Raw genomic sequence first — 14,779 nt, 5'->3', positions numbered from 1 at the left:
CGTTTCCCACACAAAATTGGTGGGTCTGGGCAGATTCGAACTGCCGACCTCACCCTTATCAGGGGTGCGCTCTAACCAACTGAGCTACAGACCCAATTTCGGGCTGCTTCTTATCGTCTTCTTCAATGAATCAAGCAATTCGTGTGGGAACTTATGGAGCAGCTGATGTCGTCGATTAAGGAGGTGATCCAGCCGCAGGTTCCCCTACGGCTACCTTGTTACGACTTCACCCCAGTCATGAATCACACCGTGGTAACCGTCCCCCCGAAGGTTAGACTAGCTACTTCTGGTGCAACCCACTCCCATGGTGTGACGGGCGGTGTGTACAAGGCCCGGGAACGTATTCACCGCGACATTCTGATTCGCGATTACTAGCGATTCCGACTTCACGCAGTCGAGTTGCAGACTGCGATCCGGACTACGATCGGTTTTATGGGATTAGCTCCACCTCGCGGCTTGGCAACCCTTTGTACCGACCATTGTAGCACGTGTGTAGCCCAGGCCGTAAGGGCCATGATGACTTGACGTCATCCCCACCTTCCTCCGGTTTGTCACCGGCAGTCTCCTTAGAGTGCCCACCATAACGTGCTGGTAACTAAGGACAAGGGTTGCGCTCGTTACGGGACTTAACCCAACATCTCACGACACGAGCTGACGACAGCCATGCAGCACCTGTCTCAATGTTCCCGAAGCACCAATCTATCTCTAGAAAGTTCATTGGATGTCAAGGCCTGGTAAGGTTCTTCGCGTTGCTTCGAATTAAACCACATGCTCCACCGCTTGTGCGGGCCCCCGTCAATTCATTTGAGTTTTAACCTTGCGGCCGTACTCCCCAGGCGGTCAACTTAATGCGTTAGCTGCGCCACTAAGAGCTCAAGGCTCCCAACGGCTAGTTGACATCGTTTACGGCGTGGACTACCAGGGTATCTAATCCTGTTTGCTCCCCACGCTTTCGCACCTCAGTGTCAGTATCAGTCCAGGTGGTCGCCTTCGCCACTGGTGTTCCTTCCTATATCTACGCATTTCACCGCTACACAGGAAATTCCACCACCCTCTACCATACTCTAGTCAGTCAGTTTTGAATGCAGTTCCCAGGTTGAGCCCGGGGATTTCACATCCAACTTAACAAACCACCTACGCGCGCTTTACGCCCAGTAATTCCGATTAACGCTTGCACCCTCTGTATTACCGCGGCTGCTGGCACAGAGTTAGCCGGTGCTTATTCTGTCGGTAACGTCAAAACCATCACGTATTAGGTAATGGCCCTTCCTCCCAACTTAAAGTGCTTTACAATCCGAAGACCTTCTTCACACACGCGGCATGGCTGGATCAGGCTTTCGCCCATTGTCCAATATTCCCCACTGCTGCCTCCCGTAGGAGTCTGGACCGTGTCTCAGTTCCAGTGTGACTGATCATCCTCTCAGACCAGTTACGGATCGTCGCCTTGGTGAGCCATTACCCCACCAACTAGCTAATCCGACCTAGGCTCATCTGATAGCGCAAGGCCCGAAGATCCCCTGCTTTCTCCCGTAGGACGTATGCGGTATTAGCGTCCGTTTCCGGACGTTATCCCCCACTACCAGGCAGATTCCTAGGCATTACTCACCCGTCCGCCGCTCTCAAGAGAAGCAAGCTTCTCTCTACCGCTCGACTTGCATGTGTTAGGCCTGCCGCCAGCGTTCAATCTGAGCCATGATCAAACTCTTCAGTTCAAACATCTTTGGGTTTTTAAGAAACCCTAAACTTGGCTCAGCAATCGTTGGTTACATCTTTGATTTCTCGCGGAGTAACTTGTGATGCTGATAATCTTGTTGACTATCAGTCTGACTCCACAAGCACCCACACGAATTGCTTGATTCAGTTGTTAAAGAGCGGTTGGTTAAGATCTTTCGCCTCAACCGAGGCGCGCATTCTACAGCAGCCTCATTTGCTGTCAAGTGATTATTTTCAGAAGTTTTCGAAGATTTCTTCAACAACTTCAACCACTTGCGCTTCCGATCTCTCGTTAGCGGGAGGCGAATTCTACAGCGTTACACGCTGCTGTCAACACCTCTTTTCCTCCGCTTTCGACCGAGAAGATCGAAACATTAATAGAGCCAAACAACCTTGCTCTACCAACTCCTTCTGAGCTTCGATGAACTGAAGCGATCCGCTTTCGAATTCTGCGTAACTCTCTGTTTACCAAGGAGTTTTCCGTTTCGACTGCGCCGGAAGTGGGGCGAATTATAGACTTCTGGAATCTGCCGTCAAGCGTTAATTATGCTTTTGTCGCGAAAGATGATTTTTTCGCGATAACCCGCGGGATACGCCGCATAACCGGGGGAATTCGCAAGACCAGAAGCGCCGCACCTAGAGAGGCGTAGACGGCCCATTCTTTAAGATCCGCCCTCACGATCCACAGCATATGCAACAAGCCAAGCCCAAGAATTACGTACACAAGACGATGCAGCTTCTTCCAACGCTTACCCAGCCGGCGCTGACTATAGCGATTCGATGTCACTGCCAACGCTGACAAACCCAGGAAACCCAACGCTCCGACAATAATGTACGGGCGCTTGCGCAGCTCCACTCCCAGTTGCGACCAATCCAGCCCCAGAACAAAGACACCATAGGCCGCCAAGTGCAGCACCACATAAGCAAAGCACCACAACCCCAACTGCCGGCGCACCGCTATCCATCCCGACCATCCAGTGAGCTTCTGCATCGGGGTCATTGCCAGAGTGATCAGTAGCAGGATCAAGGTCCCCAGACCCAACCGATCAACCAACACCTTGCCCGGATCGGGGCCAAGTGCAGAACTCCATGCCTGGTATAGCCAATACAACGGCCATATCGCCACGGCTATAAAGACGGCAACACGCCAGATAAGTTGACGCATCAATAGTTCTTCCGCAGATCGAGGCCCGTATAAAGAGACGCCACCTCTTGCGAGTACCCATTGAACATTTGCGTTTCACGCACATTGGGACTGAATAGGCCGCTCGGCAGCCGACGCTCACGGGCCTGTGTCCAACGAGGATGATCGACCGTAGGATTCACATTCGCATAAAACCCATACTCATCCGCAGCGATGCTTTGCCAGGTGGTTTTCGGTTGCTCACTGACAAGACTGATGCGGACAATTGACTTCACACTCTTGAAGCCATACTTCCAAGGCACAACAAGACGCAAGGGTGCGCCATTCTGGTTAGGCAGCTCCCGCCCATACATGCCCACGGCAAGAATCGCCAAAGGGTTCATTGCCTCGTCCAGACGCAAACCTTCTACATATGGCCAATCAATCAACGCGAAGCTGGAACGTTGACCCGGCATGCTCTTAGGATCCTGCAGGGTTTCGAAACGGATGTACTTGGCCTTGGAAGTCGGCTCGACCTGCTTGAGCAGGGCTGCAATCGGAAACCCTATCCATGGAATAACCATCGACCACGCTTCGACACACCGCAGCCGGTAGATGCGCTCTTCCAATTGATAAGGCTTAATGAAATCTTCCAGGGCATAACGCCCAGGCTTTGCAACCTCACCATCAATCACAACACTCCAGGGCTCAGTCTTGAGCGAACCGGCGTTTTTCGCCGGATCCCCCTTGTCGGTACCGAACTCGTAGAAGTTGTTGTAGTGCGTTGCGTCTTTGAATGGCGTGATGGCCTCATCCTTGACCGTTATCGCTTGCCACTTTGTAGCAGGCAGCTTCTCGGCAAACCAGCCAGGCGCCCTGCCCGGCTCGACGTCGGCATAACGGGCAGCTTCATCCGCGCTCGCCCAGCGTGGCAAGCTGCTGGTGGCAATGCTGGCAAGCGCACCACCGAGCAAGCTGCGGCGAGAGAGGTAGAAGGACTCGGGGGTGACATCCGATTCGTGGCAATCGGACGCTTTAGGCGATTTAATTAACATGGCAACTCCGCAGCGTTGGAGAACTGATGCACCAATAGACTGCGGAGTATGGGCGAAATTACATTAAGGCAGCGTTTTGTCCCGACGCAGACGCAGCAGATATTGAATCGGCCCCGACGCTGCATAAGCCAGGAACGCCAGCAGCAGAATACGCGGCGGGTCGCTGAACACCACAGCGAACACCAACACCACCACAAGAATCGCCACGAAAGGCACCCGCCCCTTGAGATCCAGCTCCTTGAAGCTGTTGTACTTGATGTTACTCACCATCAGCATCCCAGCAGCGGCAACCATCAGTGCCACCAGGAACGACATTTTCGACCCCTGGATGCCGTAGTCACTGAACGCCCAGACGATGCCCGCTACCACACCCGCAGCGGCAGGGCTGGCCAATCCAATGAAATAACGCTTGTCGGCGGTGCCCACTTGAGTATTGAAGCGCGCCAGACGCAGCGCGGCACCCGCGACATAAATGAAGGCGACCATCCAGCCGACCTTGCCCATATCACCCAACGCCCAGGCAAATGCCAGCAAGGCCGGGGCAACACCAAACGCGACCATATCCGACAGCGAGTCGTATTCGGCCCCGAAAGCGCTTTGCGTATTCGTCATTCGCGCCACACGACCATCCAGGCCGTCGAGCACCATGGCCACGAAAATCGCGATGGCGGCAAAGCCGAAATATTTGCTGGCGCTTACGGCATCACCCGCCGCCAACGCGCTTTGCGCGCTCATGGAGTTGATGATGGAGTAGAACCCAGCAAACAGGTTCGCAGTCGTAAACAGGTTGGGCAGAAGATAGATGCCACGATGCCGGACCTTGCGACCTTCCGCGTCATGCCCTTCTTCGACATGTTCATCGATCGGCAGCAGGCTTTCGGCGTCAGAAGCCTGGCTTGGCTCTTCGGGACGTTCGCTCATGGACTTTACCTTGCAACAGTTTGAAAAATTCAACAAAGACGTGCGGCGAGTGTTCGCCAGCAAACGATGCAGCTTTATACCAGAACCGGCGACCCAAACGAAAAAACGCGGCCTAAGCCGCGTTTTTCGCTGATGCGTACGACTTAGTTCTTGGCTTTGTCGACGATCTTGTTGGCACCGATCCACGGCATCATCGAGCGCAGTTGCTCGCCGATGACTTCGATACCGTGAGCAGCATTGTTACGACGCTTGGCGGTCATCGAAGGGTAGCCGGTAGCGCCTTCGCTGATGAACATTTTGGCGTACTCGCCGTCCTGAATGCGTTTCAGGGCGTTACGCATGGCCTGACGGGACTCGGCGTTGATGACTTCCGGGCCAGTCACGTACTCGCCGTATTCGGCGTTGTTGGAGATCGAGTAGTTCATGTTGGCGATACCGCCTTCGTACATGAGGTCAACGATCAGCTTCAGTTCGTGCAGGCATTCGAAGTAGGCCATTTCCGGCGCGTAGCCAGCTTCAACCAGAGTTTCGAAACCGGCTTTAACCAGCTCAACGGTACCGCCGCACAGAACGGCTTGCTCGCCGAACAGGTCGGTTTCGGTCTCGTCCTTGAAGGTGGTTTCGATGATGCCGGTACGACCGCCACCCACGCCGGCGGCGTAGGACAGCGCAACGTTCTTGGCGTTGCCCGACGCGTCCTGGTAGATCGCGATCAAGTCAGGGATACCACCGCCTTTGACGAACTCGGAACGCACGGTATGGCCCGGTGCTTTCGGCGCGATCATGATTACGTCGAGGTCGGCGCGCGGCACAACCTGGTTGTAGTGGATCGCGAAGCCGTGGGAGAACGCCAGGGTGGCGCCTTTTTTGATGTTCGGCTCGATTTCGTTCTTGTACAGCGAAGACTGGAACTCGTCCGGGGTCAGGATCATGACCAGGTCGGCAGCAGCAACGGCGGAAGCGACGTCCGTCACTTTCAGGCCGTGGGCTTCAGCCTTGGCCACGGTGGCCGAGCCTTTGCGCAGGCCGACAGTCACGTCAACGCCGGAGTCTTTCAGGTTGCAGGCTTGCGCGTGACCTTGGGAGCCGTAGCCGATGATGGCGACTTTCTTGCCCTGGATGATCGACAGGTCACAATCTTTATCGTAATAAACTTTCATGAGGTTCCTCTATATATCCAGGCCGTAAGGCCATTCGCTAATTTGGTTTAGATGCTGAGTACTTTGTCGCCACGGGCAATCCCGGTGACACCACTGCGGACGGTTTCCAAAATCGAGGCCGTCCCGATCGACTGGATGAAGCTGTCCAGCTTGTCGCTGGTACCGGTCAGTTGAACGGTATAAACACTGGCGCTCACATCGACGATCTGCCCGCGATAAATATCGGTAGTGCGCTTGATCTCGGCACGCTGGGCGCCCGTGGCCTTGACTTTAACCAGCATCAGCTCGCGCTCGATATGGGCGCTTTCCGACAGGTCGACCAACTTGACCACTTCGATCAGCTTGTTGAGGTTTTTGGTGATCTGCTCGATCACCTCATCGTGGCCGACGGTGGTCAACGTCAGACGCGACAGGGTCGGATCTTCGGTTGGGGCCACGGTCAGGCTTTCGATGTTGTAGTTACGTTGTGAAAACAGGCCGACAACACGCGACAGGGCGCCGGGTTCGTTCTCCAGAAGCAGGGAGATAATATGCCGCATGATTAAGTACGCTCCGTCTTGTTCAGCCACATGTCGCGCATAGAGCCGTCTTTGATCTGCATCGGGTAGACGTGCTCGCTGGTATCCACCTGAATATCGATGAACACCAGGCGATCCTTCATGGCGAACGCCTCTTCCATCTTAGGCTTCAGATCTTTCAGATCGGTGATGCGAATGCCGACGTGGCCATAGGCTTCAACCAACTTGACGAAGTCCGGCAACGATTCCATGTAGGAGTGGGAGTGACGGCTACCGTAGCTCATGTCCTGCCACTGACGAACCATGCCCAGCACGCCGTTGTTCAAGCAGACGATCTTCACGGGAAGGCCGTACTGCAGGCACGTCGACAGCTCCTGGATGTTCATCTGGATGCTGCCTTCGCCGGTGACGCACGCAACGTCCGCCTCCGGGAAGCTCAGCTTCACCCCCATGGCCGCTGGGAAACCAAAGCCCATCGTGCCCAGGCCACCGGAGTTGATCCAGCGGTTCGGCTTGTCGAACTTGTAGTACTGCGCAGCGAACATCTGGTGCTGCCCCACGTCGGAGGTCACAAAGGCGTCGCCCTTGGTCACTTCGCAGAGGGTTTCGATCACGGTTTGGGGCTTGATGATGCTGCCGTCGCCCTTGTCGTACGGGAACAGGCCGCGATCACCGCGCCATTCGTCGATCTGCTTCCACCAACTGGCGACAAACTCCTTGTTCGGCGCTTCACCGATGTCCTTGAGCGCTGCCACCATTTCAGTCAATACGCTTTCCACCGGCCCCACGATCGGCACATCGGCCTTGATGGTCTTGGAGATGGATGCAGGGTCAATGTCGATGTGGATGATCTTGGCATTCGGGCAAAACTTGCTCGCGCCATTGATCACACGGTCGTCGAACCGCGCGCCAACCGCCAGAATGACATCCGCGTGGTGCATGGTCAGGTTGGCGGTGTAGCTGCCGTGCATACCGAGCATGCCGACGAACTGACGATCCGAACCCGGGAATGCACCGAGGCCCATCAAGGTATTGGTTACCGGCAGGTTGAGCAGCTTGGCCAGTTCGGTCAGCGGCGCGGAGCCACCGCCCAGGATCACGCCACCACCCGAGTACAGCACGGGACGCTTGGCCGCCAGGAGCATTTCCGCTGCCTTGCGAATTTGACCCGAGTGCCCACGGACGGCCGGGCTGTAGGAGCGCAATTTGGCTTTCTTCGGAAAAATGTATTCGAATTTCTCCGCCGGGTTGGTCATGTCTTTCGGAATATCGACCACCACAGGGCCCGGACGACCGGACTGCGCGAGGTAGAACGCCTTTTTCATGACTTCCGGAATTTCCGAGGCATGCTTGATCATGAAGCTGTGTTTCACGATCGGCCGGGAGATACCGATCATGTCGGTTTCCTGGAATGCGTCGGTACCGACCATGGTGCTGGCAACCTGGCCGGAAATGATCACCATTGGGATGGAGTCCATATAAGCAGTCGCGATGCCGGTAATGGCATTGGTTGCGCCTGGGCCTGACGTTACCAGCACCACACCGGCTTTACCGGTGGCACGGGCATAGCCGTCAGCCATATGGGTCGCGGCTTGTTCGTGGCGAACCAGGATGTGGGTAACAGCCGGTTCCTTGAACAGCGCGTCGTAAACATGCAGAAGAGCACCACCTGGGTACCCGTAGATATAGTCGACGCCTTCGTCACGCAAAAAGCGGACGAGCATCTCACCACCAGATAAAAGCTCCACGTTGTTCACCTCTAAAACGCCAGAATACCGTCCGTTGAAAACCGACGGGTCTTAATAGGTTTACTTCTCAACAGAGCATGAGCGACGGTGGTCGCCGACTACGTCAGCACTGACTGAGCAAGTATTGGGATCGTCCCAAGTGTTGCGGGCTTTTCCCACCCAGCGCGAGGTAACGCGTTGCGGGTGTAACAGGTCGGCGCGGATGTGCGCCTCATGATCTGCTGAGCGGGCCTGCTTCTGGCAGTCCCGATACAGCGGACTTTGGATTCTTCTGTTTCAGGCCGTTCAAGTCAAGCAATAATTGCGCTTTTTTCCAACTAAGCGCATGAGAACGCATAAGAAAGGGCTGTGAGGAGGGATAAAACTCGCCTGAATGTCGTCAAGCGGTAGAAATATGCGCAAGACTGCCGAAAAAGCCGGCAGTCAGGCAATTAACGAGCGCCGACGATCAATTGATCGAACTTTTTCAGCGCATTGCGCAGCCCGAGGCTTTCCACAGGCCGGTCGGCGTAGACCATCTCGGCCATTTCCAGAATTCCCGATGCGCCGGGCAGAGGCAGATCCTGCTCAAGGATGTGCTTCATGCGCGCCAGGAAAACCCACTGCAGCCATTGATGAAAGTCCAGCGTGTCCACCGAAAACGGCTCGACACTCCTGAGCGCCTCAGGGCTGGGAGGCGTCTCGTCCCACCAGCCCTGCACACGCAATTCCCGCTCGATCAGCAATAACTGTTCGGCAATCGCATGAAAACGCCCATCCATCAGAGGTTGACCTTGGCTTTCTGCCGAGCCTGGGCCGCACCGGCGGCATCACCCTGCGCCGCGCGCGCATCACCGATCAAAGCCCATAGGCTGGCTTGCAGGTCAGGCCGACCATTGGCCAGGCTGAGACCGCGACGCGCGAACTGTTCAGCCTGCGGCGCGTCGCCCTGGGCCATGCGCACCTGCGCCAAGCGATACAGAACCTGAGGCTCACGCGGCGCAACACGTTGCGCACGTTCAAGGCTGGACGATGCGCCATTCAAATCGCCGCCTGCCTGCTGCTGTTGCGCGGTAGTCAGCAAGGCCAGCACCGGCCCGTCCAACTGCTCATCAGCCGACAGGCCACCCGCATTGGAAGACGACGGAATGCCGCTCGGCGACGATGGCATGTTATAGGTGCCCTGATTGACTGGCGCCGTCTGAATCGGCGTGGCATCGATCGGCCCGGAAGTGCTTGGCCCTGGCGTCCACGGCTCAGCGCTGATCGGCGCCGCTGTGGCAGCACCGCCGCCGGGAACCATCACTACCACGCCCGAATCCTGCGGCACCGCTTGGGCCGCGGCCTGCACAGGACGCTTGGTCACGGTCTGGCGGAAGCCGCCATTGGCCGAGATACGGTCGCTATTGGAAACGGCTGTGCTCGAGTCCACCACGGGAATGGAACCGCGCTGCACGCTGGAGCAACCGCTGAGCAAAGCCAGCGCTGTAATAGCTGGAATCCACCACTTGTTCACTTGAAACCCTCTTTGCTTAATTCATCCAGCCCTTGACCCAGTCCATCACCGATTCCGCGTCAGCAGGGGCACCGCCACCGCACGCGGCACCGGGTGGTGGTTCGCTGCCGCGAATATACGGCATCTGCACCGCCCCCGGACAGTTCGCATCGGAGCCCTGGCCGGTGTGTGGATCAATCCAGGCCTGCACAATGTTGTCCGGCTGCGGCATGTTCAACGGAAGCGGGTCGGCCTTGCGCATGAAACTGGTCCAGACCTGCAACGCCCCCGTGGCACCGGTGAACGGCGTCTTGCCATTATCGTCACGGCCCAACCACACGACAGCCAGCACATCCTGTCCAAAACCTGCGAACCAGCTGTCGCGCGAATCGTTACTGGTACCCGTCTTGCCCGCCAACGTCAGATTCGAAGGCAGCACTTTATAGACCGAACTGCCAGTACCTTCGCGCATCACGCGCTGCATAGCGTTCTGGATCAGGTAGATGGAACCCGCGTCGAAACGCTGCTGAATCTGGAACGGATAGCGCTTGAGCGGTTCACCCTCGGCCGTCAATACGCTGCGAATACCGCGCATCGGCGTGTTGAAGCCACCGTTGGCCAGGGTCTGGTACATGGTTGCAACTTCCATTGGCGTCATGGCGCCGGCGCCCAGCAGGATCGACGGGAACGCCGGGAATTCCCGCTCGATGCCCAGGCGCGCCAGCGTCTTGAGCACGCTCGGCACCCCGACTTCCAAGCCAAGCCGAGACGTGGAGATGTTGTAGGAGTGCGCCAACCCCTGGTACAGAAATACCGTGCCATGGGAACGGCGATCAAAGTTCTGGGGGGTCCAGACCTGGCCATCGGCGCCCTTGACCGACAGCGGATCGTCCGAGAGCCAGCTGGTGAGCGTGTACTTGTTCGGTTTTTCCAACGCCGTCAAATACACCGCCGGCTTGACCAGCGAGCCAATCGGACGCACAGCATCCAAGGCCCGATTGAATCCGGCGAAGCTGGCCTGACGACTGCCGATCATGGCCTGCACTTCACCCGTCTCAGGATTGGTCACGACCATTGCCGCTTCCACTTCATCGGAACCCTTGCGGCCGGTCAGGCGCTTGAAGGTGTCGTTGACCGATGCTTCGGCCTTCATCTGCAGGATCGGATCGAAGCTGGTGAAGATCCGCAGGCCTTCCTCGGTCAAGTCTTCGTCGCGGTAGTCTTCACGCAACTGGCGTTTGACCAGGTCGATAAAGCCGGGGAAGGAGCTGTCCGCCAACTTGCCACGCGAGGTCACGCCCAGCGGCATTTTCTTGGCTGCGGCAACCTGCTCGGCGGTTGCGACACCCTGCTGCTCCAGCACATCCAGCACCAGGTTACGGCGTTCCAGCGCACGCTCCGGGTTGCGACGCGGGTTGTAATAGGACGGGCCCTTGACCATGCCGACCAACAGTGCGACCTGATGCAGCTTCAATTCGGACAGCGGCTGACCGAAAAAGAACTGACTGGCCAGGCCAAAACCATGCACCGCGCGCTGGCCGTCCTGGCCGACGAAGACTTCATTAAGGTAAGCCTCGAGAATTTCCTGCTTGCTGTAGTGCAGCTCAAGCAGCATCGCCATCATGGCTTCAGTGAGCTTGCGGGTCAGGCTGCGCTCGTTGGTCAGGTAGAAGTTCTTGACCAATTGCTGGGTAAGCGTACTGCCGCCCTGGGTCATTTTGCCGCCGGAGGTATTTACCCAGATGGCGCGGGCAATCGACTTGGGCGAGACGCCCCAGTGACTGTAAAAATCGCGATCCTCCACCGCAACCAGCGTTTCGAGCAGGTACGGCGGCACCTGGTCCAGCTTGATCAGGATGCGATCTTCGAGATTCTTGGGGTAAATTCCGCCAATCATCAGCGGTTCCAGGCGAACCACCGGCAACTTCGAGCCGTTGAGCGACGACAGTTCGGCTACATAGTCGCCGGAGAAGCGCACACGTACCGGCTGAGGTTTTTCCAGACCTTCATAGAACTGGAAGCCACGGGTGTTCAAATCGACGGTGTTACCGCTGACGGCCGCGGCACCGGGGCCATTGCTGACGGGTTCACGACGATAACCGAGCGCGTCGAGCTCGGTGAGGAAGTCGTCCTTGCTCAGCTTCTGGCCGGTAAACAACTCCAGCGGGCGTGCGTAGACCTTGGCCGGAATGGTCCACCGTTTACCGGAGAATTTCTCCTGGACCACGGCGTCGAGGTACACCGCAAAGCCGGCGAGCACGACAAGACCGACAAGGCCGAGCTTGAGCGCCCAGCCCAACCAGGGGCGCAGGCTGCGGGAGGGTGTTTTTTTACGGGAACGGGGAGATCGGGTTCGAGTCATGGCGGCGGATTATACGCACTTTATCGATGATCAACATGAGCCGGACAGCGGTTTGCACGACCGCCCACAGCGGCCATAATGCCCACCATGATTTCCCCCAGACTCTGAAGGATCGCCCGTGAGCCAGTCCCTGATCGCAGCCCTGCAAAACCCAGCGTTGTACCCGCATCCGGTAGAAGCGTTCCAAGTCATCGAAACCCATATCTCCTGGGTCATTTTGACCGGCCCTTATGCCTATAAACTGAAGAAGCCGATGAACTTCGGGTTCCTGGACTTCACCGCCTTGGACGATCGCGGGCACTTTTGCATAGAGGAACTGCGCCTCAACCAACGCCTGACAACAGATTTATATCTGGACGTACTGCCGATTACCGGCACCACCGAATCGCCGCAATTGGGCGGTGATGGCCCGGTGATCGAATACGCGCTGAAAATGCGCCAGTTTCCGCAAAGCCAGCTGCTGAGCACCTTGCAGGCCAATGGCGAACTGACCAGTGCGCACATCGATGAGATGGCCCGGCAGATCGCGCACTTTCATCTCACCGCCCCACACGTACCGCAAGCTCACCCCGCCGGCACCCCGGACGAGGTGATGGCGCCGGTGCGACAGAACTTCGAACAAATTCGGCCTTTCCTCAGCGATAAGGCCGACCTGATTCAACTCGACGCCCTGCAAGCCTGGGCCGAAAGCAGCTTCGAGCGCCTCAAGCCACTGCTCGCGCAACGCAAGCTCGATGGGTTCACCCGCGAATGCCATGGTGATATCCACCTCGGCAACGCCACGCTGATCGATGGTCAGGTGGTCATTTTTGACTGCATCGAATTCAACGAGCCGTTTCGCTTCACCGACGTTTACGCCGACACCGGCTTCCTGGCCATGGACTTGGAAGATCGCGGGCTCAAGTCCCTGGCGCGCCGCTTCATCAGCCAATACCTGGAGCTGACCGGTGACTATCAGGGCCTTGAGTTGCTGAACTTCTACAAAGCCTACCGCGCCCTGGTCCGTGCCAAAGTTGCGCTGTTCAGCATGCCGAGCGAGGCCAGCCCGGTGCAACGCGCCACCACCCTGCGCCAGTACCGCAACTACGCCAATCTGGCGGAAAGCTACAGCACCATTCCATCGCGCTTTCTGGCGATCACCCACGGTGTGTCGGCGGTTGGAAAGAGCCACGTTGCCATGCGCCTGGTGGAAGCCTTGGGCGCCGTACGCCTGCGTTCGGACGTGGAGCGCAAGCGCCTGTTCGGCCAACAGCAGATAGAAAACACGCCCCAGGCCGGTATCTATGCCGCCGATGCCAGCATCAAGACCTACGCACGCCTGAATGAAATCGCCACCATCGTGCTGCGCGCCGGTTTCCCCGTGGTGCTGGATGCCACATTCCTCAAACGCGAACAGCGCGATGCCGCCGCCAAAGTCGCCGAAGCCACCGGTGCGCCTTTTCTGATTCTGGATTGCAATGCGCCACCCGCGGTAATCGCCAGCTGGCTGGCACAACGTCAGGCGGAACAAAACGACCCTTCCGACGCGACCCTCGCCGTTATTGAGGAACAACAGGCCAACCGCGATCCGCTGACGGCCGAAGAACTGTTGCAGAGCAAGCGCGTAGAGACCAATCAGAGCGGGACATTGGATGCGTTGGTCGCGCACATTCGCCAACGTCTGCCAGGCTTGTAAGAAATATTTCTTGGTCGTGTCGCTGCTTGAGGCGCGCGACCTGCAAATAGTGGCACTATAATGGCGTCATAATTCCAACAGGAGTCGCCTTCATGAGTCAGCCCAAGCTTCTCGATACTCCGCTCTACTCGCTCCTGCATAAAGATGATATCCGCGGCTTCAACCACGAGCGCCCGACAGAGGGCATTGTCGATATGCGGGGCGGCGACTTCCGTGGGCTGGACCTGCGCGAGCTGAACGCCAATGGCGTGGATTTCACCGACGCGTATTTCCGCTCCGCCGATTTGCGCGGCGTGGATTTGCGCGGTTGCTCGCTGGAAGGCGCCAGCCTGGCGCATGCGCAGATTTCAGGCGCCTACTTTCCGCCTGAGCTGACCGCGGATGAAATCCTCATGTCGGTCAATTTCGGCACCCGCCTGCGCTACCGCACCAAGTGAACCCAACGACCTAAGCCCCGGTCATGCAAGCGCGTAACCGGGAGCTTGCGGCTGCGTCAGTCATGGCTACCACTCCATTCTTATAAGCGTTTAAGCCGCTTCGGAGCAAAGAACTGCACTTTTCCTACTGAGCGCTACACTCCTTTTCAGGCTTGCCTGGTCACGATACCCACCGAACCATTCGGCCGTCGCAAGGAGGCTTGATGAACGATGAGCTGCAACACCTGAAAAACCTCGGCAAGACTTCAGCACAGTGGTTGCATGCGGTGGGCATCCACAGTGCATCCGACTTGCGTCGCCTGGGCGCGGTCGACGCGTACAGAGCCGTCAGGACCCGCGGATTTCGGGCGTCTAAAGTGCTGTTATATGCGATTGAAGGGGCATTGCTGGATGTGCACTGGAATGACATACCTGCCGAGCGCAAGGAAGCACTGAATCGCCAGGTAGATGCAATTGCGGCACGACAGAAAAGCTGAACCTTTCACCCTCCAACCCCCATGTTTCGAACGAGCGTTTGAGAAAAGCTCTGATGCGAGCCGAAACAACGGTTGACTCTCAAATGAGAATCGTTATGATTATCACAACTGGTCGCG

General features: G+C 57.2%; 12 protein-coding genes, 1 tRNA gene and 1 rRNA gene. 3 read left to right on the top strand and 11 right to left on the bottom strand.

Annotation, left to right across the window (positions count from 1 at the left end; all coding sequences use genetic code 11):
* Window positions 1–17: 17 nt before the first annotated feature.
* The 11 genes from OSC50_RS03155 to mrcB form a co-directional block, all read right to left on the bottom strand.
* Window positions 18–94 (bottom strand) — tRNA-Ile (locus tag OSC50_RS03155).
* A gap of 82 nt (window positions 95–176) precedes the next feature.
* Window positions 177–1,712, bottom strand: a 16S ribosomal RNA gene (locus tag OSC50_RS03150).
* A gap of 545 nt (window positions 1,713–2,257) precedes the next feature.
* On the bottom strand, window positions 2,258–2,878 hold the full coding sequence (gene msrQ / locus OSC50_RS03145; protein ID WP_181079984.1) for a protein-methionine-sulfoxide reductase heme-binding subunit MsrQ: 621 nt from the start codon (window positions 2,876–2,878) through the stop codon (window positions 2,258–2,260).
* Complete coding sequence (msrP, locus tag OSC50_RS03140; protein WP_181079985.1) at window positions 2,878–3,891, bottom strand: protein-methionine-sulfoxide reductase catalytic subunit MsrP; 1,014 nt, start codon at window positions 3,889–3,891, stop codon at window positions 2,878–2,880. The genes msrQ and msrP overlap by 1 nt, the downstream gene beginning before the upstream one ends.
* A 63-nt stretch (window positions 3,892–3,954) precedes the next feature.
* Window positions 3,955–4,812 carry a CDP-diacylglycerol--serine O-phosphatidyltransferase gene (gene pssA, locus OSC50_RS03135; RefSeq protein WP_181079986.1) on the bottom strand — a complete coding sequence of 286 codons (858 nt, stop codon included), beginning with the start codon at window positions 4,810–4,812 and terminating at the stop codon, window positions 3,955–3,957.
* Between the two features lie 143 nt (window positions 4,813–4,955).
* Window positions 4,956–5,972, bottom strand: a complete 1,017-nt coding sequence (gene ilvC / locus OSC50_RS03130; RefSeq protein ID WP_003194132.1) for a ketol-acid reductoisomerase — start codon at window positions 5,970–5,972, stop codon at window positions 4,956–4,958.
* 47 nt (window positions 5,973–6,019) lie between these two features.
* Complete coding sequence (gene ilvN / locus OSC50_RS03125; protein WP_003176102.1) at window positions 6,020–6,511, bottom strand: acetolactate synthase small subunit; 492 nt, start codon at window positions 6,509–6,511, stop codon at window positions 6,020–6,022.
* Between the two features lie 2 nt (window positions 6,512–6,513).
* Window positions 6,514–8,238 (bottom strand): acetolactate synthase 3 large subunit, encoded by a 1,725-nt coding sequence (locus tag OSC50_RS03120; RefSeq protein ID WP_266246786.1) that lies wholly within the window; start codon window positions 8,236–8,238, stop codon window positions 6,514–6,516.
* A gap of 431 nt (window positions 8,239–8,669) precedes the next feature.
* Complete coding sequence (locus OSC50_RS03115; RefSeq protein WP_181079988.1) at window positions 8,670–8,999, bottom strand: YqcC family protein; 330 nt, start codon at window positions 8,997–8,999, stop codon at window positions 8,670–8,672.
* Window positions 8,999–9,733 carry a tetratricopeptide repeat protein gene (locus tag OSC50_RS03110; RefSeq protein WP_253509377.1) on the bottom strand — a complete coding sequence of 245 codons (735 nt, stop codon included), beginning with the start codon at window positions 9,731–9,733 and terminating at the stop codon, window positions 8,999–9,001. Before OSC50_RS03110 ends, OSC50_RS03115 begins: the two co-directional genes overlap by 1 nt.
* 16 nt (window positions 9,734–9,749) lie before the next feature.
* Window positions 9,750–12,074, bottom strand: coding sequence for a penicillin-binding protein 1B (gene mrcB / locus OSC50_RS03105; protein WP_181079990.1), 2,325 nt, complete (start codon window positions 12,072–12,074; stop codon window positions 9,750–9,752).
* A 118-nt stretch (window positions 12,075–12,192) separates the two neighbouring features.
* Here mrcB and OSC50_RS03100 point away from each other — a divergent pair, with 118 nt between their 5' ends.
* The 3 genes from OSC50_RS03100 to OSC50_RS03090 all read left to right on the top strand — a co-directional run bounded on the left by OSC50_RS03100 (window position 12,193) and on the right by OSC50_RS03090 (window position 14,662).
* A complete protein-coding gene (locus OSC50_RS03100; protein ID WP_266246791.1) occupies window positions 12,193–13,749 on the top strand; it encodes a bifunctional aminoglycoside phosphotransferase/ATP-binding protein in 1,557 nt (518 codons plus the stop codon).
* Between the two features lie 92 nt (window positions 13,750–13,841).
* The gene (locus tag OSC50_RS03095) at window positions 13,842–14,186 is read left to right on the top strand and encodes a pentapeptide repeat-containing protein (protein ID WP_253509381.1); all 345 of its coding nucleotides are present in this window, start codon (window positions 13,842–13,844) and stop codon (window positions 14,184–14,186) included.
* 203 nt (window positions 14,187–14,389) lie between these two features.
* Window positions 14,390–14,662 (top strand): TfoX/Sxy family protein, encoded by a 273-nt coding sequence (locus OSC50_RS03090; RefSeq protein ID WP_181079993.1) that lies wholly within the window; start codon window positions 14,390–14,392, stop codon window positions 14,660–14,662.
* Window positions 14,663–14,779: the final 117 nt, after the last annotated feature.

This window comes from Pseudomonas quebecensis, assembly GCF_026410085.1.
Classification (GTDB): domain Bacteria; phylum Pseudomonadota; class Gammaproteobacteria; order Pseudomonadales; family Pseudomonadaceae; genus Aquipseudomonas; species Aquipseudomonas quebecensis.
The sequence above is the reverse complement of the archived record's forward strand: the minus strand, read 5'-3'. Positions and strand labels throughout refer to the sequence as shown.

What these genes read in the sequence shown, in the direction of transcription:
- msrQ (WP_181079984.1), bottom strand. Translation starts at nt 2,878, where the DNA reads ATGCGTCAACTTATCTGGCGTGTTGCCGTCTTTATAGCCGTGGCGATA.
- msrP (WP_181079985.1), bottom strand. Translation starts at nt 3,891, where the DNA reads ATGTTAATTAAATCGCCTAAAGCGTCCGATTGCCACGAATCGGATGTC.
- pssA (WP_181079986.1), bottom strand. Translation starts at nt 4,812, where the DNA reads ATGAGCGAACGTCCCGAAGAGCCAAGCCAGGCTTCTGACGCCGAAAGC.
- ilvC (WP_003194132.1), bottom strand. Translation starts at nt 5,972, where the DNA reads ATGAAAGTTTATTACGATAAAGATTGTGACCTGTCGATCATCCAGGGC.
- ilvN (WP_003176102.1), bottom strand. Translation starts at nt 6,511, where the DNA reads ATGCGGCATATTATCTCCCTGCTTCTGGAGAACGAACCCGGCGCCCTG.
- OSC50_RS03115 (WP_181079988.1), bottom strand. Translation starts at nt 8,999, where the DNA reads ATGGATGGGCGTTTTCATGCGATTGCCGAACAGTTATTGCTGATCGAG.
- mrcB (WP_181079990.1), bottom strand. Translation starts at nt 12,074, where the DNA reads ATGACTCGAACCCGATCTCCCCGTTCCCGTAAAAAAACACCCTCCCGC.
- OSC50_RS03095 (WP_253509381.1), top strand. Translation starts at nt 13,842, where the DNA reads ATGAGTCAGCCCAAGCTTCTCGATACTCCGCTCTACTCGCTCCTGCAT.
- OSC50_RS03090 (WP_181079993.1), top strand. Translation starts at nt 14,390, where the DNA reads ATGAACGATGAGCTGCAACACCTGAAAAACCTCGGCAAGACTTCAGCA.